The sequence below is a fragment of the Wolbachia endosymbiont of Leptopilina clavipes genome (genome assembly GCF_006334525.1).
Classification (GTDB): domain Bacteria; phylum Pseudomonadota; class Alphaproteobacteria; order Rickettsiales; family Anaplasmataceae; genus Wolbachia.
In genome coordinates this window covers 1-15,870 of the sequence record NZ_QJHA01000004.1, presented here as the reverse complement: position 1 = coordinate 15,870, position 15,870 = coordinate 1, and the positions used below count along the sequence as shown (strand labels likewise).

17 protein-coding genes, 1 tRNA gene and 2 pseudogenes are annotated in these 15,870 nt (G+C 33.4%); 10 read left to right on the top strand and 10 right to left on the bottom strand.

The window, feature by feature from the left end; genetic code table 11:
* Positions 1-45: 45 nt before the first annotated feature.
* Positions 46-1,560, bottom strand: coding sequence for a protein translocase subunit SecD (secD, locus tag OUY_RS00305; RefSeq protein WP_010405309.1), 1,515 nt, complete (start codon positions 1,558-1,560; stop codon positions 46-48).
* 72 nt (positions 1,561-1,632) lie between these two features.
* Complete coding sequence (locus OUY_RS00300; RefSeq protein ID WP_010405308.1) at positions 1,633-2,007, bottom strand: hypothetical protein; 375 nt, start codon at positions 2,005-2,007, stop codon at positions 1,633-1,635.
* A gap of 119 nt (positions 2,008-2,126) precedes the next feature.
* Here OUY_RS00300 and hemC point away from each other — a divergent pair, with 119 nt between their 5' ends.
* Together hemC and murB are read left to right on the top strand one after the other, a co-directional pair.
* A complete protein-coding gene (gene hemC, locus OUY_RS00295; protein ID WP_139686388.1) occupies positions 2,127-3,005 on the top strand; it encodes a hydroxymethylbilane synthase in 879 nt (292 codons plus the stop codon).
* On the top strand, positions 2,996-3,880 hold the full coding sequence (murB, locus tag OUY_RS00290; RefSeq protein WP_010405304.1) for a UDP-N-acetylmuramate dehydrogenase: 885 nt from the start codon (positions 2,996-2,998) through the stop codon (positions 3,878-3,880). Before hemC ends, murB begins: the two co-directional genes overlap by 10 nt.
* 82 nt (positions 3,881-3,962) lie before the next feature.
* Here the strand turns inward: murB and OUY_RS00285 are convergent, their stop codons facing one another.
* Positions 3,963-4,244, bottom strand: a complete 282-nt coding sequence (locus OUY_RS00285) for a hypothetical protein (RefSeq protein WP_139686387.1) — start codon at positions 4,242-4,244, stop codon at positions 3,963-3,965.
* A complete protein-coding gene (locus OUY_RS00280) occupies positions 4,219-4,428 on the bottom strand; it encodes a hypothetical protein (protein WP_139686386.1) in 210 nt (69 codons plus the stop codon). Before OUY_RS00280 ends, OUY_RS00285 begins: the two co-directional genes overlap by 26 nt.
* Before the next feature lie 121 nt (positions 4,429-4,549).
* Between OUY_RS00280 and OUY_RS00275 the strand changes: the two genes are divergently transcribed.
* Positions 4,550-5,734: a dicarboxylate/amino acid:cation symporter gene (locus OUY_RS00275; RefSeq protein WP_010402120.1), complete on the top strand. Its 1,185-nt coding sequence runs from the start codon at positions 4,550-4,552 to the stop codon at positions 5,732-5,734.
* Complete coding sequence (pyrE, locus tag OUY_RS00270) at positions 5,731-6,321, top strand: orotate phosphoribosyltransferase (RefSeq protein ID WP_139686385.1); 591 nt, start codon at positions 5,731-5,733, stop codon at positions 6,319-6,321. The genes OUY_RS00275 and pyrE overlap by 4 nt, the downstream gene beginning before the upstream one ends.
* Before the next feature lie 632 nt (positions 6,322-6,953).
* Here pyrE and OUY_RS00265 read toward each other — a convergent pair.
* The 5 genes from OUY_RS00265 to rpsB all read right to left on the bottom strand — a co-directional run bounded on the left by OUY_RS00265 (position 6,954) and on the right by rpsB (position 11,113).
* Positions 6,954-7,970: a substrate-binding domain-containing protein gene (locus OUY_RS00265; RefSeq protein WP_139686384.1), complete on the bottom strand. Its 1,017-nt coding sequence runs from the start codon at positions 7,968-7,970 to the stop codon at positions 6,954-6,956.
* A 193-nt stretch (positions 7,971-8,163) separates the two neighbouring features.
* The gene (frr, locus tag OUY_RS00260; protein ID WP_017532537.1) at positions 8,164-8,721 is read right to left on the bottom strand and encodes a ribosome recycling factor; all 558 of its coding nucleotides are present in this window, start codon (positions 8,719-8,721) and stop codon (positions 8,164-8,166) included.
* A gap of 7 nt (positions 8,722-8,728) precedes the next feature.
* Positions 8,729-9,472, bottom strand: coding sequence for a UMP kinase (gene pyrH / locus OUY_RS00255; protein ID WP_139686383.1), 744 nt, complete (start codon positions 9,470-9,472; stop codon positions 8,729-8,731).
* Positions 9,456-10,301, bottom strand: coding sequence for a translation elongation factor Ts (gene tsf / locus OUY_RS00250; RefSeq protein ID WP_010407216.1), 846 nt, complete (start codon positions 10,299-10,301; stop codon positions 9,456-9,458). The genes pyrH and tsf overlap by 17 nt, the downstream gene beginning before the upstream one ends.
* Entirely contained in the window at positions 10,298-11,113 is an 816-nt protein-coding gene (gene rpsB, locus OUY_RS00245; protein WP_139686382.1) for a 30S ribosomal protein S2, read from the bottom strand. The genes tsf and rpsB overlap by 4 nt, the downstream gene beginning before the upstream one ends.
* A 181-nt stretch (positions 11,114-11,294) precedes the next feature.
* Here rpsB and OUY_RS00240 point away from each other — a divergent pair.
* The 3 genes from OUY_RS00240 (at position 11,295) to glmS (ending at position 13,735) form a co-directional block, all read left to right on the top strand.
* Positions 11,295-11,371: transfer RNA gene (locus OUY_RS00240), tRNA-Asp, on the top strand.
* Between the two features lie 130 nt (positions 11,372-11,501).
* On the top strand, positions 11,502-11,915 hold the full coding sequence (yajC, locus tag OUY_RS00235) for a preprotein translocase subunit YajC (protein WP_139686381.1): 414 nt from the start codon (positions 11,502-11,504) through the stop codon (positions 11,913-11,915).
* An 8-nt stretch (positions 11,916-11,923) separates the two neighbouring features.
* Positions 11,924-13,735: a glutamine--fructose-6-phosphate transaminase (isomerizing) gene (glmS, locus tag OUY_RS00230; protein WP_139686380.1), complete on the top strand. Its 1,812-nt coding sequence runs from the start codon at positions 11,924-11,926 to the stop codon at positions 13,733-13,735.
* 241 nt (positions 13,736-13,976) lie between these two features.
* Here glmS and OUY_RS06775 read toward each other — a convergent pair.
* Positions 13,977-14,153, bottom strand: a pseudogene (locus OUY_RS06775) (IS481 family transposase); the annotation flags it as partial.
* A gap of 212 nt (positions 14,154-14,365) precedes the next feature.
* On the opposite strand from OUY_RS06775, the gene OUY_RS06045 reads away from it, so the two are divergent.
* From OUY_RS06045 to OUY_RS00220, 3 genes and pseudogenes are all read left to right on the top strand, one after another.
* Complete coding sequence (locus OUY_RS06045) at positions 14,366-14,800, top strand: hypothetical protein (RefSeq protein ID WP_246038493.1); 435 nt, start codon at positions 14,366-14,368, stop codon at positions 14,798-14,800.
* A 69-nt stretch (positions 14,801-14,869) separates the two neighbouring features.
* Positions 14,870-15,115, top strand: coding sequence for a hypothetical protein (locus OUY_RS06040; protein WP_246038491.1), 246 nt, complete (start codon positions 14,870-14,872; stop codon positions 15,113-15,115).
* Between the two features lie 53 nt (positions 15,116-15,168).
* Positions 15,169-15,870, top strand: a pseudogene (locus tag OUY_RS00220) (helix-turn-helix domain-containing protein); the annotation flags it as partial.

Genomic DNA, 15,870 nt, shown 5'->3' with positions numbered 1-15,870 from the left:
TGTCTTTTCTCGTCTATCTTATTTTGTCACTCTGCTGAACAGATACTAAAGTACTAGCTTTTGTGGGTTGATGCACAATTCTATCAGAAGTTTTGTGACTATAATTGCAGAAAACATCGAGCACAGGATTCCTATCGATAAAGTGACAGAAAACCCTCTAATTGCTCCGCTACCAATAATGAACATTATTCCTGCAGCAATCAGTGTAGTGAGGTTTGAGTCAAGAATTGTTTTTATTGCGTTTTTAAATCCTTCTTCAATGGCACGAGCTGTTCTTTTTCCTGCTCTTATTTCTTCGCGGATGCGTTCAAATATTAAAACATTTGCATCCACTGACATGCCAACAGTTAGCGCAATTCCAGCAATTCCAGGGAGAGTAAGAGTTGCTTCAAGTAAGGTAAGAATGAGTAGTATAGAGATTACATTAAAAACGAGTGCAACAGACGCTAATAAGCCTAATTTGCCGTAAGTAATGATTATAGATAAACCAACGGCTATGATAGAGATTATTGCTGCAATTTCTCCTGCTTTTATTGACTCTTCTCCAAGGCTTGGACCAATGTTTTTTTCTTCAATTATTTTAAGTGGTGCAGGTAGTGCACCTGATTTTAAAAGTATTGCAAGTTCACTCGCTTGTTTTTCAGTGAAATTACCGCTAATTTCTCCCTCTCCATTTAGAATAGGTTCACGTATTGTTGGTACAGTTAAGACTGTATTATCTAAAACAATTGCAAAAGGCTTTCCTACATTTTCTTTAGTAATTTTTGCAAATTTTTTACTTGCTATGCTGTCGAATTTGAAATGTACTGTTGGTTTACCTAAATTGCCAAATCTAACTGATGCGTTAACTAATGAATCACCGCCTATTTCAGTTTTGCGGAATATCGGGTAGGAATTACCCAAAGAATCCTTGAGCATAATCGTAGTGTCATGATCGATATCTTGCATTTTAGCTACATTGGTGTTTGCCAAATGGAAGGCCAGCTTGGCTGTTTTGCCAAGCAGAGATTTTATCTGCTGAGTGTCTTCTACTCCAGGAACTTGGACTAATATCTTATTTTGTCCTTGTTTTTGCACACTTACTTCCTTAGTACCAAGCTTATCTAAGCGTCTTTGAACATTAACTATTGACTCTGAAACTACTTCATTGATTAATGAATTCTTATAATGCGGTTTATATGAAATGAAAATTGCAGTATTTTTTCTACTCAATTCTAAATTTGGGTTTATTTTATGTATTAATGTTGAAACTTTTTTGTAATCATCAATATTATTTAAAGTTACAACCACTTGTTTATCGTTTTTTGCGCTAAATTCAATCTTTTGTGTTAACAGACCTTCTTTTATTTCATCGGTTAGCATGCTTAGTTTCTCTTTGAAGTAAAAATCTAAGTCTACATTTAGAAGTAGAGATGATCCACCTTTCAGGTCAAGCCCTAAATTTATTCTCTTTTTTGAGGTAAAGAACTTATTATCAATAAAATTTGGCAGTATTATATATAAGGACAGCAAAAAAATTAGTAACACTGAAAGAGATTTAACTATTATCTTGTTTGGCATAAATTTAAACTATATTAGTGCATTGTAGACCGAATAGTTGCTAATCACAAGCACCTAAAAGATTAGGACCGCCTAAAGCCCTGATCTATAATTGATGGTCTGCGTTTGTTTTTCTAAAATATCATTATAAATCCATGAATGAGGTTCAGAGGTAGCTTTAAGATTCTCTATTTGTTTATTTTTTCTAATACTATCAATCGGAAGGTAAATGCATAAACCAAGTATTGAGAAAGTAACTATGGTAGCTGGTATGTGAATAGCAAGAAATTCACTATAACTTGGATCTTTCCAACCGAGAGGACTAGATAGAGAGGGGTGAGAGGAAAATCTGGGAATTGCTACTACTGCACTTAATGCTGTTAGAATAATAGCGACAGTGGCACCTACAAGAGGTAAAATATTCTTTTTATTAAATCTGCCATTAGAATCTTTTAAAATATCAAACATACATACTCGTCGATTACTAAATGTTCGTGATACTATGCACTAATTATAAAGTATTCAATAACTAAACTGGAGATAATAAAAAATGGACATAGAATATAGACATATAATATGAAGGATATATGCTAGTTAAAATAGGTACGAGAGGAAGCGACCTTGCGATCATCCAAGCTTTGGAAGCAAAACAAAGATTATTAGAGTCTTTTCCTAATCTATCCGTTAAGATCATTAAAATCAAAACTTCTGGTGATAAATATGCTAATGTAACCCTTGCTGAAATAGGAGGTAAAGGACTGTTCCTCAGGGAGATTGAGGCTGAATTACTAAAAAATAATATAGATATGGCGGTTCATTCGCTAAAAGATGTACCTGCGTTTTTCTCGAAGGACTTAACAATTCCTTGTGTTTTAGAGAGGCTAAGTCCATGTGATGTATTTATTTCTCATAAATATAAGAGCCTAAAAACTTTGCCACAGCAGGCTACAATTGCAACTTCTTCAATAAGAAGAAAAGTTCAGCTGTTAAATCTCAGGCCAGACTTAAATGTAGTGACACTGCGTGGAAATGTGACAACTAGACTGCAAAATCAGAATTTTGATGGAATGATTTTAGCTGAAGCAGGGCTGATAAGATTAAAAAAATATCACTTAATTACAGAGGTATTGCCACCAAAAGTCATGTTAAGCGCAGTAGGGCAGGGGGCAATTTGCATTCAATGCCGAAAGAATGATATAAAAGTTATCGATCTTTTAGAGAAAATTAATAATAATATGTCTTTTATAAGGGCAAAATCAGAGCGCAGTTTCATGAAGACAGTAAATGGTTCATGCTTTACACCGCTTGCAGCTTTAGCAGAATATGTGAGTGAAAACATGCTACATCTTTATTGTATGTTAGCGGGCGAGAGAGTTATATACTTTACTGAACGCACTTCGTTTGTAGAAGATGCAGAAAAAATGGGTATGGATGCAGGATTAGAGTTAAAATCAAAATGCTTATAAGCTTACCTAAAGTATGTGGAATCTACCGTTATAATGTTTCAATGTCTAAAATGACTTGGTTAAATGTTGGTGGCCAAGCTGATGTACTATTTAAGCCACGTGACATTGAAGATCTAATGTGCTTGATAAAAGATGCGGAGTTACCAATTAGCGTTATCGGTGCAACATCCAACATAATAATTCGAGATAGTGGCATTCGAGGAATAACGGTGAAATTAGGTAAGGAATTTGCGTATATTAAATGTAAAGATAATAGCTCTATAGTTGCAGGTGGTGCTGCACTGCTTAGTAACCTTGCCTACTTTGCAGGGGAACAGCAAATTAGTGGGCTTGAGTTTCTTGCTGGAATTCCAGGAACAGTTGGCGGTGGGGTAGAGATGAATGCAGGTGCATATGGTAGTGATATTGCGAGTGTTGTAAAATTTATAAGGGCAGTGAATCTAGAAGATGGAAATTTATATGAATTCTCCAGCGAAGAAATGGGATATTTTTATCGTGGACATAGTCTAAAAGGCAGGTGGATTTTTATTGAAGCTGAATTTAAAGGAGTAAGTTCAGAGTATGAGCTTATATTGCAAAGATTGAAAGAAGTTATTGATAAAAAAAATAAAAGTCAACCAGTAAGAGGAAAAACTGCTGGTTGTATATTCAAAAATCCAATAGGCTGCAAGGCATGGAAACTGATTGATGAGTCTGGCTGCCGAGGATTAAGTAACGGTAGAGCTAAAATTTCTAAGAAACATTGTAATTTTCTGCTCAATTACAATAACGCAACTGCATTCGACTTAGAAAACCTTGGCAACAGAGTACAAGATGCAGTAAAAGATAGATTTAACATTGAACTTGAGTGGGAGATAAGGGTTTTGGGTAGGTAACTTCTAACCTTCTCTAATATGACCTATTTCAATTGAGTACACTTCAATTTAAGTCCAAGGTACACTATTTTGCGAGGATAATTTATGCTTCCTTTGAAGAAAAGCATTCTTTTATTTTTTCGACTGTAGGTTCTATAATACATTCATTTATTTTTTCAGCCGTCAATGCTAATAAACCTAATGCAAAAAGACTTACAACTGGTGCAATAACTCCTATTGTTGCACTCATCAAAGCTGCTGATTCTATATTTAACATTACAGCAGGAAAAAAGTACCTATAGCTGCACCAAGACCAATCCCTACTGCGGCAGTGGTAGCTAAGGTACATAAAAAATAAGCTATTTTGTTTGGCTTGTTTTTTCATAATGCTTAAGATTATCTTCTCTGGAAGTAATTAAAATGAGAAATGAGTATGTAGAAACCAAGGAAATAATTCCGCCTATGATTAAAGGTGATAAAGCTGCAAAGTTTAAACTAAAGCCTATAAGTGTTCCTATTATAGCTGCTATCCCATAAGACTTTAAACGCTTTTTAATTTCTGGACCCATACCTTCTTCTATGTATATTTAATTAATAATGAAATGTTACTCATTTTTCCTTCATCTGTAAAGTTATCTTAACCTAATTCCAAAAATTGTTATATAATGTTATTTTGAGGTTTTATTTTCAATGCGCAAACTTGCAATACTCTTTTCTATACTGTTTGCGGTAATTGCTTACTATTTAAACAATGAAGTAATATTTGAAATAGCAAAGCTATTTAGCGATATATTCATCAGTCTGTTGAAATTGATTAGCTTACCTTTAGTTTTTCTATCTATAGTGTCCACAATTTCAGGGCTTAAAGACTCAATTGAAATTAAAGTATTACTTAAGAAGACGCTGTTTTATACGCTGCTTACAACCATTATAGCTGCATTTGTTGCGCTATCTTTCTATTTATTCATAGATCCAGTAAGAAAAAATTTCATAAGTAACACAATAGAAAGTGTGAGTGACAGCAACCACAATTACTTTTCATACTTAAAATCACTCATTCCTTCGAATTTTGTGCAAGTTTTTCTTGAAAATAATGTTATTGGCAGCATATTGATTGCTTTTTTGATGGGTGGAGCTATTATTTCGCTCTCAAAAGAAAAACAAGATATATTACACCAAATATTTTCTGCACTATTTGATACACTTCTTAGAATTGCTCAAGGGTTATTAAAGTTTATTCCTCTTGCTGTATGGTCTTTTATCACATGTTTTTTATACGAGTTAAAAGGTGGCAGCGAATTCCATAGTCTTTTTTGGTATTTTGCTTGCATAATGTCTGCAAATTTCGTGCAAGCATTTGTGATTTTGCCACTACTCATGTGGTATAAAGGTATATCACCAATTCAAACGATGAAAGGTGTGATGCCAGCACTTACACTTGCGTTTTTTTCTAAATCATCTAGTGCAACGCTGCCTACAACTATAGAATGTGTGCAAAATCAGCTAAAGGTACCAAAGAAATTGTCATCTTTTATTCTACCAATATGCACAACAGTCAATATGAATGCGTGTGCTGCATTTATTTTAATCACAGTGATGTTTGTTGCAGAGATGAATGGGCACACATTTTCCTTAAGTGAGATGTTCATATGGATTTTTTTAGCTACAGGAGCTGCAATTGGTAACGCTGGAGTGCCGATGGGGTGCTATTTTATGGCAACTAGTTATTTGGTATCAATGAATGTTCCTTTGTACATTATGGGATTGATTTTGCCTATTTATACAATCATTGATATGTTTGAAACTGCAATAAATGTGTGGTCTGATATCTGTATAACGCAGATAATTAATAAAGAATTTCAAACTCAAGAATGATATTAGATAATATAATAATAAAAGAATTTGAAGAGGCTGGTGCGATTTTGCACGGACATTTTGTACTCTCGTCAGGGCTGCACAGCAACACTTACATACAATGCGCTAAAATTTTTGAAAATCCAAGCAGAGCAATGAACGTTTGTGAGCTATTGGCGAATAAAATAAGAAAAGAGCTTATTGAACCCATAGATTTAATACTATCTCCTGCGATTGGTGGAATAATCGTGGGTTATGAGATTGGTAGACAGCTTGGAATCCGAACAATATTTTGCGAACGTGTTAATGGTAAATTTGAATTACGCCGTGGATTTGAGATTAAACAAGGTGAGAAAATCTTACTAATTGAAGATGTGATTACCACAGGTAAATCTTCACTTGAAGCAGTAAAATGTGCAGAAGAGAATGGAGGTAAAGTTGTTGCTGGAGCTTCTTTGATCAAGAGAAATAGTGAAACAAAACTGCCCTTTCCTGTAATATCTTTGATTGAACTAAATATCAAAAACTATAGCGAGGAAGAACTGCCAAGTGAATTAAAACAATTACCTATAATGAAACCTGGGAGTAGAGAATATTTAACAAAATAATTCTATATATGGCTAAAGTGATTCAGTAACTTTTACGTGTTATATGTTAATCTTTTTGCATCAAAGTTAGATATTACAGTTTATTTTCCTGTATTCGTTCAACAGAATGGCAAAATAAGATAGACAAATAAAGATATAAAGTAAAAACAATAATAGGTGTCATTCCGGTTCGTGACACTTGCTTTATGTAGTTTCATTGAAAACGTTGTTTTTATTATAATACCTCCTATGATTAGTTTGCTTGTGAGCACCAGTGTCTGGGCACTGGAATGACAAGAAAAGGCTACTTGAATGACAGGAAAGGAACTACTAAAACAAATAGGTGTTATTCCAGCGCGTGACGCTGTAATCCAGAAAGGAAGGGAGTGTTAAATAAACCATACGCGTCAAGTTAAGGAAAAGTGGTATAAGGAAGAAAGGAAACGAAAAAAAACTATTTTATATATTAAGTAATAAAGTTATTAATTTATAGGTTCTTCTGAAAAAATCATCTTCTTCTAGATAAGAACTCCCTAAAAAAATAAATGTAACAAATAAAATGCCCATCTCAAATGTTGCTATATTTCACGATATTTCCTTAACTTGACGCGTATGGTTTATTTAACACTTCCAATAAAAAAATATCAAAGTCATCATATTATATCACGAACCTTTTCCAAGACTTTTTTCATATTTTCGCTTGAAAGTGGAATTAAGTCAAGCCTAGATAAATATCCACCTTCAGTACTAATAGAGTCTATAACTTCTCTAATGAATTCCCTTAATCCATCAACAGTATCTAAGTGTTCTTTCTTTATATAAAGATATAAAGGCCTTGCTAACATATACTCCCCCGATGATATATTTTTATAAGTTGGCTCAATTCCTGCGATTGTGCTTCCTTGAATCTCATCTTGGTTTTTCGCTAAAAAGCTGAAGCTAAATATTCCTAAAGCATTTTTATTGCTCTTCAATTTTTGTATTATTATGTTTTCATTAATTCCAACTTCTATATATCTTCCATCATCTCTGATATTACTACATGCTTTCTTTCTTTTTTCTTGGTCTTGATAATTCTCTTTGAAAATCCTTGAGTTCATACATGAATATTGATCAAGCATAATAAAATTAATCAAAGTTTCATGTGTACCTGTATTTTGATGTGGGCCATAGATTTTAATTTCTGTTTTTGGTAGAGCTTGATTTACATCAGACCAAAATTTCTTGTTATTCTTTACTAATCTATCATTGTCTTCAGAATATGAAGATAAAGTTTCAAACAGGTCATTTTTTGTAAAATCAAATCTATGGCTTTGATTTGAATTTGCAATAACAATTCCATCATAGCCAATTATGATCTCTATTACTTCATTCACTTTATTTCTTTTACATAATTCTTTCTCTACTTCCTTCATAGGGCGAGATGAAGTAGTGATATCTGGTGTGCCTTCCCCTATTCCTGAACAAAACATTTTGAATCCTGATCCACTTCCTATCGATTCTACAACTGGAGTTTTAAAGGAAAATATACGGCTGAATTCTTCAGATATAAATGAGATAAAAGGAAAAACAGTTGAAGATCCAACAATTCTGATATATCTTCTGGCATCAACATTTGACAGTGGGATGAGTAATACAAATGCAAAAATAAGGAAAAGGCGTTTCAGCATCGTTTTCGCTCAAGAGTGTAAACTTAATTATCGTAATAAAAAATCAAACTGAAAAGCTTTTTTTCTAGATTTCAAAAGGTATAACGATCAAATGTGTGCGTAATGATGAGATCTGAATCACAGCATTCATACAACTGTATCTATATCGAATCCTCTTATGTTTTTCAATACTGAAAAATTCTTTCATATTAACTTAATGATGCAATATATCCTTTTCTTTAATAGATAAGTCATCATCGACTTTTTTTACATTATCATCAGTAATGTTTTGTATTTCCTTTTTGGCAACATGAAAATCATCTTCTGAGATTTCCTTATTTTTCTTCATTTCCTCTATTTCTTCCATAACATCTCTGCGTATATTTCTAATTGCAACTCGTGCATTTTCAGAAAATTGATGCAATAATTTCACTAATTTTTCACGAGTTTCTTGTGTTAAGTCTGGAAGAACTATACGTATAGTATTTCCTTCAACAACAGGATTTAAATTCAGGTTAGCATTGATTATCGCATTTTTTACTTCACCGATAACAGTAGCATCCCAAACTTTAACTGATAGAGTTTTGTTATCTATAGCTGAAACGCCTGCAACTTGGTTCAGTTTTTGATGTCCACCATAGATATTTACAACTATACCATCAAGTAATGATGCGTTAGCTCTACCAGTACGTACACCTTTCATATCATCGTGAAAAGACTGAATAGTTTTTAGCATTCTTTCTTTTGTTTTAGCTTTTATTTCGTTTAACATAAATTACCTAATGTTTACAATCTGAAACTATAGTATAAGTGCCTTGACCCTTAATAATATCAACCATTTTTTCTCCTTTTAAAGAAAAAACTACAATTGGGATAGAATTCTCACGAGCAAGTGAAATTGCTGATGCATCCATAACTTTTAAATCACGAGTTAGCAGATCTGTATAAGAAAGCCTATCATACATCACAGCATTCTCATTTTTTTTTGGATCGGCAGAATATACACCACTTACTTGAGTACCTTTTAAAATAACATCACAATTCATTTCAACAGCACGTAAAGCTGCAGCTGTATCTGTAGTAAAAAATGGGTTACCTGTGCCTGCTGCAAAAATGACCACTCTACCTTTCTCTAAATGATGAATAGCCTTCCTTCTTATATAAGGCTCACATATAGTAGTCATGGGTATAGCAGACAACACCCTAGAGACTATAGAGCTTTTTTCTAAAAAATTTTGCAAAATTAAAGCATTAATGACAGTACCAAGCATTCCAATATAATCACTGCTTGCTCTTTCACAGCCACTTAAAGATGCTGATGCACCACGAAAAATATTTCCACCACCAACAACAATACAAACTTGAACTCCGAGATTACAAACTTCAACTATGTCTTTGGATAGTTTATCTATAACTTCCATATCATGGCCAAATAGCTTTGATCCCATCAAAGCCTCCCCAGAGATTTTGAATAACACTCTGGGGTACTTTACTTCTGAAGTTTTGTTACTTATTTGCACCATCCAAAGTAAGTAACTTATAATTAGCTAATTTAACAGCACTTGATTCTATAAAATCAGCAATCTTCATTTTATCATCTTTTATAAACTTCTGCTCTAGCAGAACAACTTCTTCATAGTATTTAGCCATTCGTCCATCTACTATTTTTTTCGCTACCTCTTCAGGTTTATTTAAGCTCTTTACTTGCTCCTCGATTATAGAACGCTCATTTTTTAATTTTTCTTGATCTAAATCATTTATAGATAAAGCTTCAGGTTTCATAGCAACTACATGCATAGCTATTTGCTTTCCAATCTCTTTTTTATCACCAGATGACTGCAATGCTACTAAAGCACCAATCTTACCTAAGCCAGGCATATCACCATGTACGTATCCAGAAATAATCCCATCTTTAGTCTCTAGGTAGCAAAGATTGCTTAACTCTAACTTCTCACCAAGAACCGATGTATCACTCATAATAGCTTCCTGCACTGTACCAACATCTTCATATTTTGCATTTTTTAACTCATCAAGACTAGTACAACGTTCTTGACAAGCAATTGATGCTAAATTTGAAACTAATGCTATGAACTTCTCATTTCTAGCAACAAAATCAGTTTCACAATTGACTTTAACCAATACACCATAATTTTTAGCCAAGCACATAGCAATAAGCCCGTCCGAAGCTACTCTATCAGACTTTTTGTCAGCTTTAGCAAATCCTATTGTACGCAACCTATCAACGGCTTTCTTAATATCACCATCACACTCTTCTAACGCTTTCTTACAATCGCTTAAGCCAAGCCCTGTTCTATCGCGTAATTCCCTTATACTACTTGAATCCATCTTCATTTACTTACTATTACCTCCTTTTCTGTTTCAACCTTAATACGCTTCTTTTTAGTTTGCACAATATCCTCTTCTTTTTCTTGAATAAGCTCATCATCCTTAACTCTAGACCTTGTCAAACTAGACTCTATTCCAGCTAATATAGAATCAGCAACTAATTTACAATAGAGCTCTATTGATTTTCTTGAATCATCATTTCCTGGTATAGGATAGGCAATACCATCTGGGTCAGAATTGGTATCAAGTACTCCAACTACAGGAATACCCAGTTTTTTAGCCTCTTTAACCGCTATATGCTCTTTGTTAGTATCAATAATAAATAAAATATCAGGAACTGCTCCCATTTCTCTAATTCCACCCAATTCTTTATCAAGCTTTTTTCTTTTCTTTTCAATGTTTCCTAATTCTTTTTTTGTTAAGATGCTATCTTCATCATTGGATATTTTCTCATATTGTATCAAAGTTTTTATCGAAGAAGAAACAGTGTTCCAATTAGTAAGCATACCACCAAGCCATCGATCATTTACATAATACTGACCACAACGAACTGCTTCACTTGCAACAATATCTAAAGCTTGAAATTTTGTACCAACAAATAAAATGCGACCATCTTGAGATGCAACATCGTATAAAGCTTTCATCGCCGCCTCTAACAATGGTAATGTTTTTCGTAAGTCTATTATGTGTATACGATTCTCTTGATGTATACCATATATATATGGGGCCATTTTCGCATTCCAGCGACTAACTTTATGGCCAAAATGCACACCAGATTCAGCTAAATCACGTATAGTGACTTTAGGCAAATTTGTCATATTTACTCCTCCAAATAGTTTATCCTCCATGGCATAACCCTAACGGGACTACTTGCATAAGCCATGTGTGAAATTAAGTTATTTACATAGTAATAGAAAAGACAAAAAAGCGCAAACAAAAAATATTGACAAGTGGCAACACGTTGATTAGCTTTAAGGTTGCAAACGTTAAAAAGCAATGGGGGGTGTAGCTCAGTTGGTTAGAGCGCATGCCTGTCACGCATGAGGTCGTGAGTTCAAGTCTCATCACTCCCGCCATTACAGCAGAAACATCTTAAAATTCTTTAACTTTCTTATTAATTCGAATTAATTTCTTTCAGAGACTTGACATGATATTGTAATTGCTGCTTAATCTATTTAATTTTATCATTAATAATTGGGATCAAATATGTTCATTTCTGAGGTTTTTGCGGCAGATGCGACTAAGAATGTATCAGCATCTGTTGCTAGCTTTATTCCACTCATTTTAATATTTGTAGTATTTTATTTTCTCATTATTCGCCCCAATCACAAAAAACTAAAAGAACATAGAAGGATGATAGATCAAATAAAACGTGGTGATACGGTTATTACTTCTAGTGGAATAATAGGTGAAGTAAACAAAGTTGACGAAGTAAATGCACAACTAATACTAGAAATAGCACCAAAAATTGAAATAAAAATCCTAAAGTCTGCTATATCTGAAATCTTAAATAAAGAAATTCAAAAGCCAGTAGCTAAATTTATTGAAAAAAGCAAAGTTGAAAAGAATGGCAAGAAAAATAAACTAGAGGAAAGTAAAAAAGACAAAAATGCTTCATAATTTAAGAAGTGTGTGGAATATTAGGTATAGTAAGTAGCGGTGATTCAGTAATACCAACTTTACTAACCGCGTTGCAAAAATTGGAATACAGAGGTTATGACTCTTCAGGTATAGCAATTATAAATAATAGAGGTAAGATAGAAGTAAAAAAATCAGAAGGTAAAGTTGAAAGATTGTGTGAAGTTGTTCATAAGAGCAAGATATCTAGTAGCAAAGTTGGTATAGCACATACTCGTTGGGCTACACATGGAGCTCCAAATCTTAAAAATGCTCATCCCATTTATATAAATAATGTTGTTGTTGCTCATAATGGCATAATTGAAAATTACAATATATTAAAAAAGGATCTGGAGGAAAAGGGAGTATCTTTCCACACCGATACTGATACAGAAGTGATACCAAACATATTAACTTCATATCTTGGTGAAGGGTTATCACCAGTTGATTCTATATTACAGTGTCTAAACAATTTACAAGGTTCACTTGCTTTGGCTTTATTATTTGCAGAATATCCAGATACTTTATTTGTTGCAAAAAGAAATTTGCCTTTAGCAATAGGATATAACTGTAATAAAGTGTTTGCTGCTTCTGATACTAATACTTTGAATTCATTTGTAGAAAAAATATTGCATTTAGAAGATAATGATATTGCAGTAATAAAATCTAACGAATTCAGTATATATAATAATGGTATACAAGTTAAACGCAGAACAGAAAATAGCAGTCCAAGAAATTTTCTAATTAGTAAAAATGGTTACCCTAGCTTTATGCTAAAAGAAATTTTTGAGCAACCGTATGCATTAAACAAAACAATAAATCAATTTTATAAACAATATAAAGAAATCAACAAAGAATTATTTTCTGAACTAGGTTACATTACTATAGTTGGATGCGGTTCATCCTATTTTGCTGGACTAATAGCAAAGTGTTGGCTGGAAAGTATTGCTCAAATTCGGGTATATCTAGAAATCTCGTCAGAATTTAGGTATAGCAGCGTCAAGCTCGAAGAAGGTAGTATTGGCTTATTCATTTCTCAATCTGGTGAAACTGCAGATACTATGGAAGCACTACGTTATGCGAGATTGCAGAAACAAATGATCATTAGCATAATTAATACATTTAATAGCAGCATAGAAAAAGCCTCAGATATTGTATTGCATACTCTTGCTGGACCTGAGATTGGTGTTGCTTCGACAAAAACCTTTTCTACGCAGCTTGCAATTTTAGCATGCTTTGCTGTAGAGCTTGGAAAAATAAAAGGTATACTGGGTAGAGAGAGGATAAAGGAACTAAGCGGTGCTATTAATTCCATTCCCGAACATGTAGAGCATGTTTTGAATGTGATGGAAATACAACATATATCAGGCAGTATATTAGAGCACAATAATATAATTATAATTGGGAGAGGAAGCTCATATGGAGTTGCAATGGAAGGTGCATTGAAGATAAAAGAGCTTTCATATATCAACACAATTGGTATTGCAGCAGGAGAAATGAAGCACGGTTCTATCGCCTTGATAGACTCTACTGTACTTGTTATCGCAATTATTCCTTACGATAATTTATTCTTTAAAACGCTATCCAATATACAAGAGATTATTGCAAGAAAAGGTAAAGTAATTGCCTTTAGTGATAAGCAAGGAGCACCGCTCTTAAAGGGAATTTGCATAGATGTGGTGCAACTTCCAGAAGTTGACAATTTTGTTTCTCCAATTATCTACAGTGTTGCTATGCAATTTCTTGCTTATTCTATTGCAGAAAAAAAAGGGTTAGATGTAGATTGTCCGAGAAATTTAGCTAAATCTGTCACAGTTGAGTAACTTATTTAAAGTGAGTTGCTAATTAACAGCTCTAATTGTCAGTTATAAATTACTGAATTTTACTAATAAATTCATTGCTATCATTAGCCCTCTGCGAAAGAATATGTAACTAATGTAAGGATGAGAGAGGCTAAAATCCACGCCTCAAATTAACAAGATTTGCCATTATGGTTACCAGACACAACTTAATCTAGCAAGCAAGAATTAACTAACAGAAAAATTGAAAACTAATATCAGTCTCTTATGTAATGCTACTAATATTTTTCTAAAAGCAATATGTTTTCTATTCAGGAAAGTCTACATCGCCATAACAATATTTACTAGAATGAGGTCTTGTCTCATTGTAAAAACACAACCAATGATCAACGTCTATCTGAAGATCTTCTAATGAATTGTAGATTGTTTTACAAAAAAAGAGGAGTAAATGAGAGTTCAGTAACTTGATTATAGAGTTGTACTGCCTTTCCATATTTGAAGCAAGTTGTTATTCTATCTCAAACTGTAGCACAAAGTAAATATGGCAATTTACACTAAATTTTCTGTTTATGATTTATATTATGTAAAGATACTATTTGACCTTGAGCTTTAAAGATATTATGTAATAGCATTATTTAATATGCGAGGTTTATTATGGCTAAAGTAAATGCAGGTGAAAGCGCAAGAAAGCTCAAAGAAATTAAATTTCAGCTTATGTCACCAAAAAAGTCCAAAAGTAGTCAACAAATGTCACCAAAACGTAGTCGGAATTCTGGTGAAAAGCTATGGAATGCATTAGAATCATTACAAGAAGCAAAATCAGAGTTAAAAAAAAGAAAGTTTGAAATAGAACTAAAAAAAGACACTGAAATATCAGACGAAGGAATAGAAAAAGTAGTGGAATTGGAAAGGAAAACAGAAAAAGAGATAGAAGAAATAGCAATGCCAATATCAACGTTACTACTTAAGGAAACAATAATAAAATTACAAGGAACAAAAATAATAAATTTTTTAAAAAAATTAGAAAAACAAGTAAAAGAAATGCAAGAATTATGTAAGAAACTAGAATTAAATGCTAAAATAGAATAAGAAGATCTAAATAAGCTCGAGGACATAAAGAAAGAATCAGAAAAGTGTTGCAGAGAGTTAGTGAGCTATATGCCTAATTCAAATAATCCTAGAATGTTGTACACTGCTGTTATTGGTGTTGGTCTTGCTGTTGGGCTGGTAGCAAGTACTATACTTGAACATACAACTAGACTAAGTATGTTAGCAATAATTGGCATAGCTACATCATCTGCACTCGTAGCTGGTGGTGCTACATATGCAGCACTAAGACCTAATACTAAAATAGATGAATCAAAAGAAGTCCAAATAAACTGTAATAGTCTAGACTTGATCTGACAAGCAAACAAAGTAAGATAAAAATATAGACAAGTTTTAAAGGAGTGTCAGATATGAATACAACACAAGAAAAAATACTAAAACCAAAGTTGGGATTGCTAGAACTTGCAAAGCAATTAGGAAATGTATCACAGGCGTGTAAAGTAATGGGATATTCAAGGGATACATTTACCGCTTCAAAGAACTGTATGAAACAGGAGGAGAAGAGGCTTTACACGAGATAAGCAAAAGCAAGCCATTGTATGCAAATAGAGTGTCGGAGGATATAGAAAAAGCAGTAGTTGAAATAGCAATAGAGTTTCCAGCATACGGACAAGAAAGAGCAGCAAACGAACTGAAAAAGAGAGGAATTCTCATCTCTGCAAGTGGAATAAGATCAGTGTGGCAAAGAAACGATCTTGAAAATTTTAAAAAGAGGTTAAAGGCATTAGAAGCAAAAGTAGCTCAGGATGGTATCATTTTAACAGAAGAACAGATAACAGCTCTAGAAAAGGCTAAGGAAGAAAAAGAGGCCCATGGAGAAATTGAAACAGAGCATCCAGGATACTTAGGTAGCCAAGACAGTTATTATGTTGGTAATATCAAAGGTATTGGACGAATTTACCAGCAAACCTTTGTTGATACCTATTCCAGAGTTGCTTTTGCTAAGCTTTACACAGAAAGGACTGCTATCACAGCTGCAGATCTTCTTAATGATAGGGTAGTACCGTTCTTTGATGAACAGAAAGTATCATTGCTACGTGTTTTGACGGATC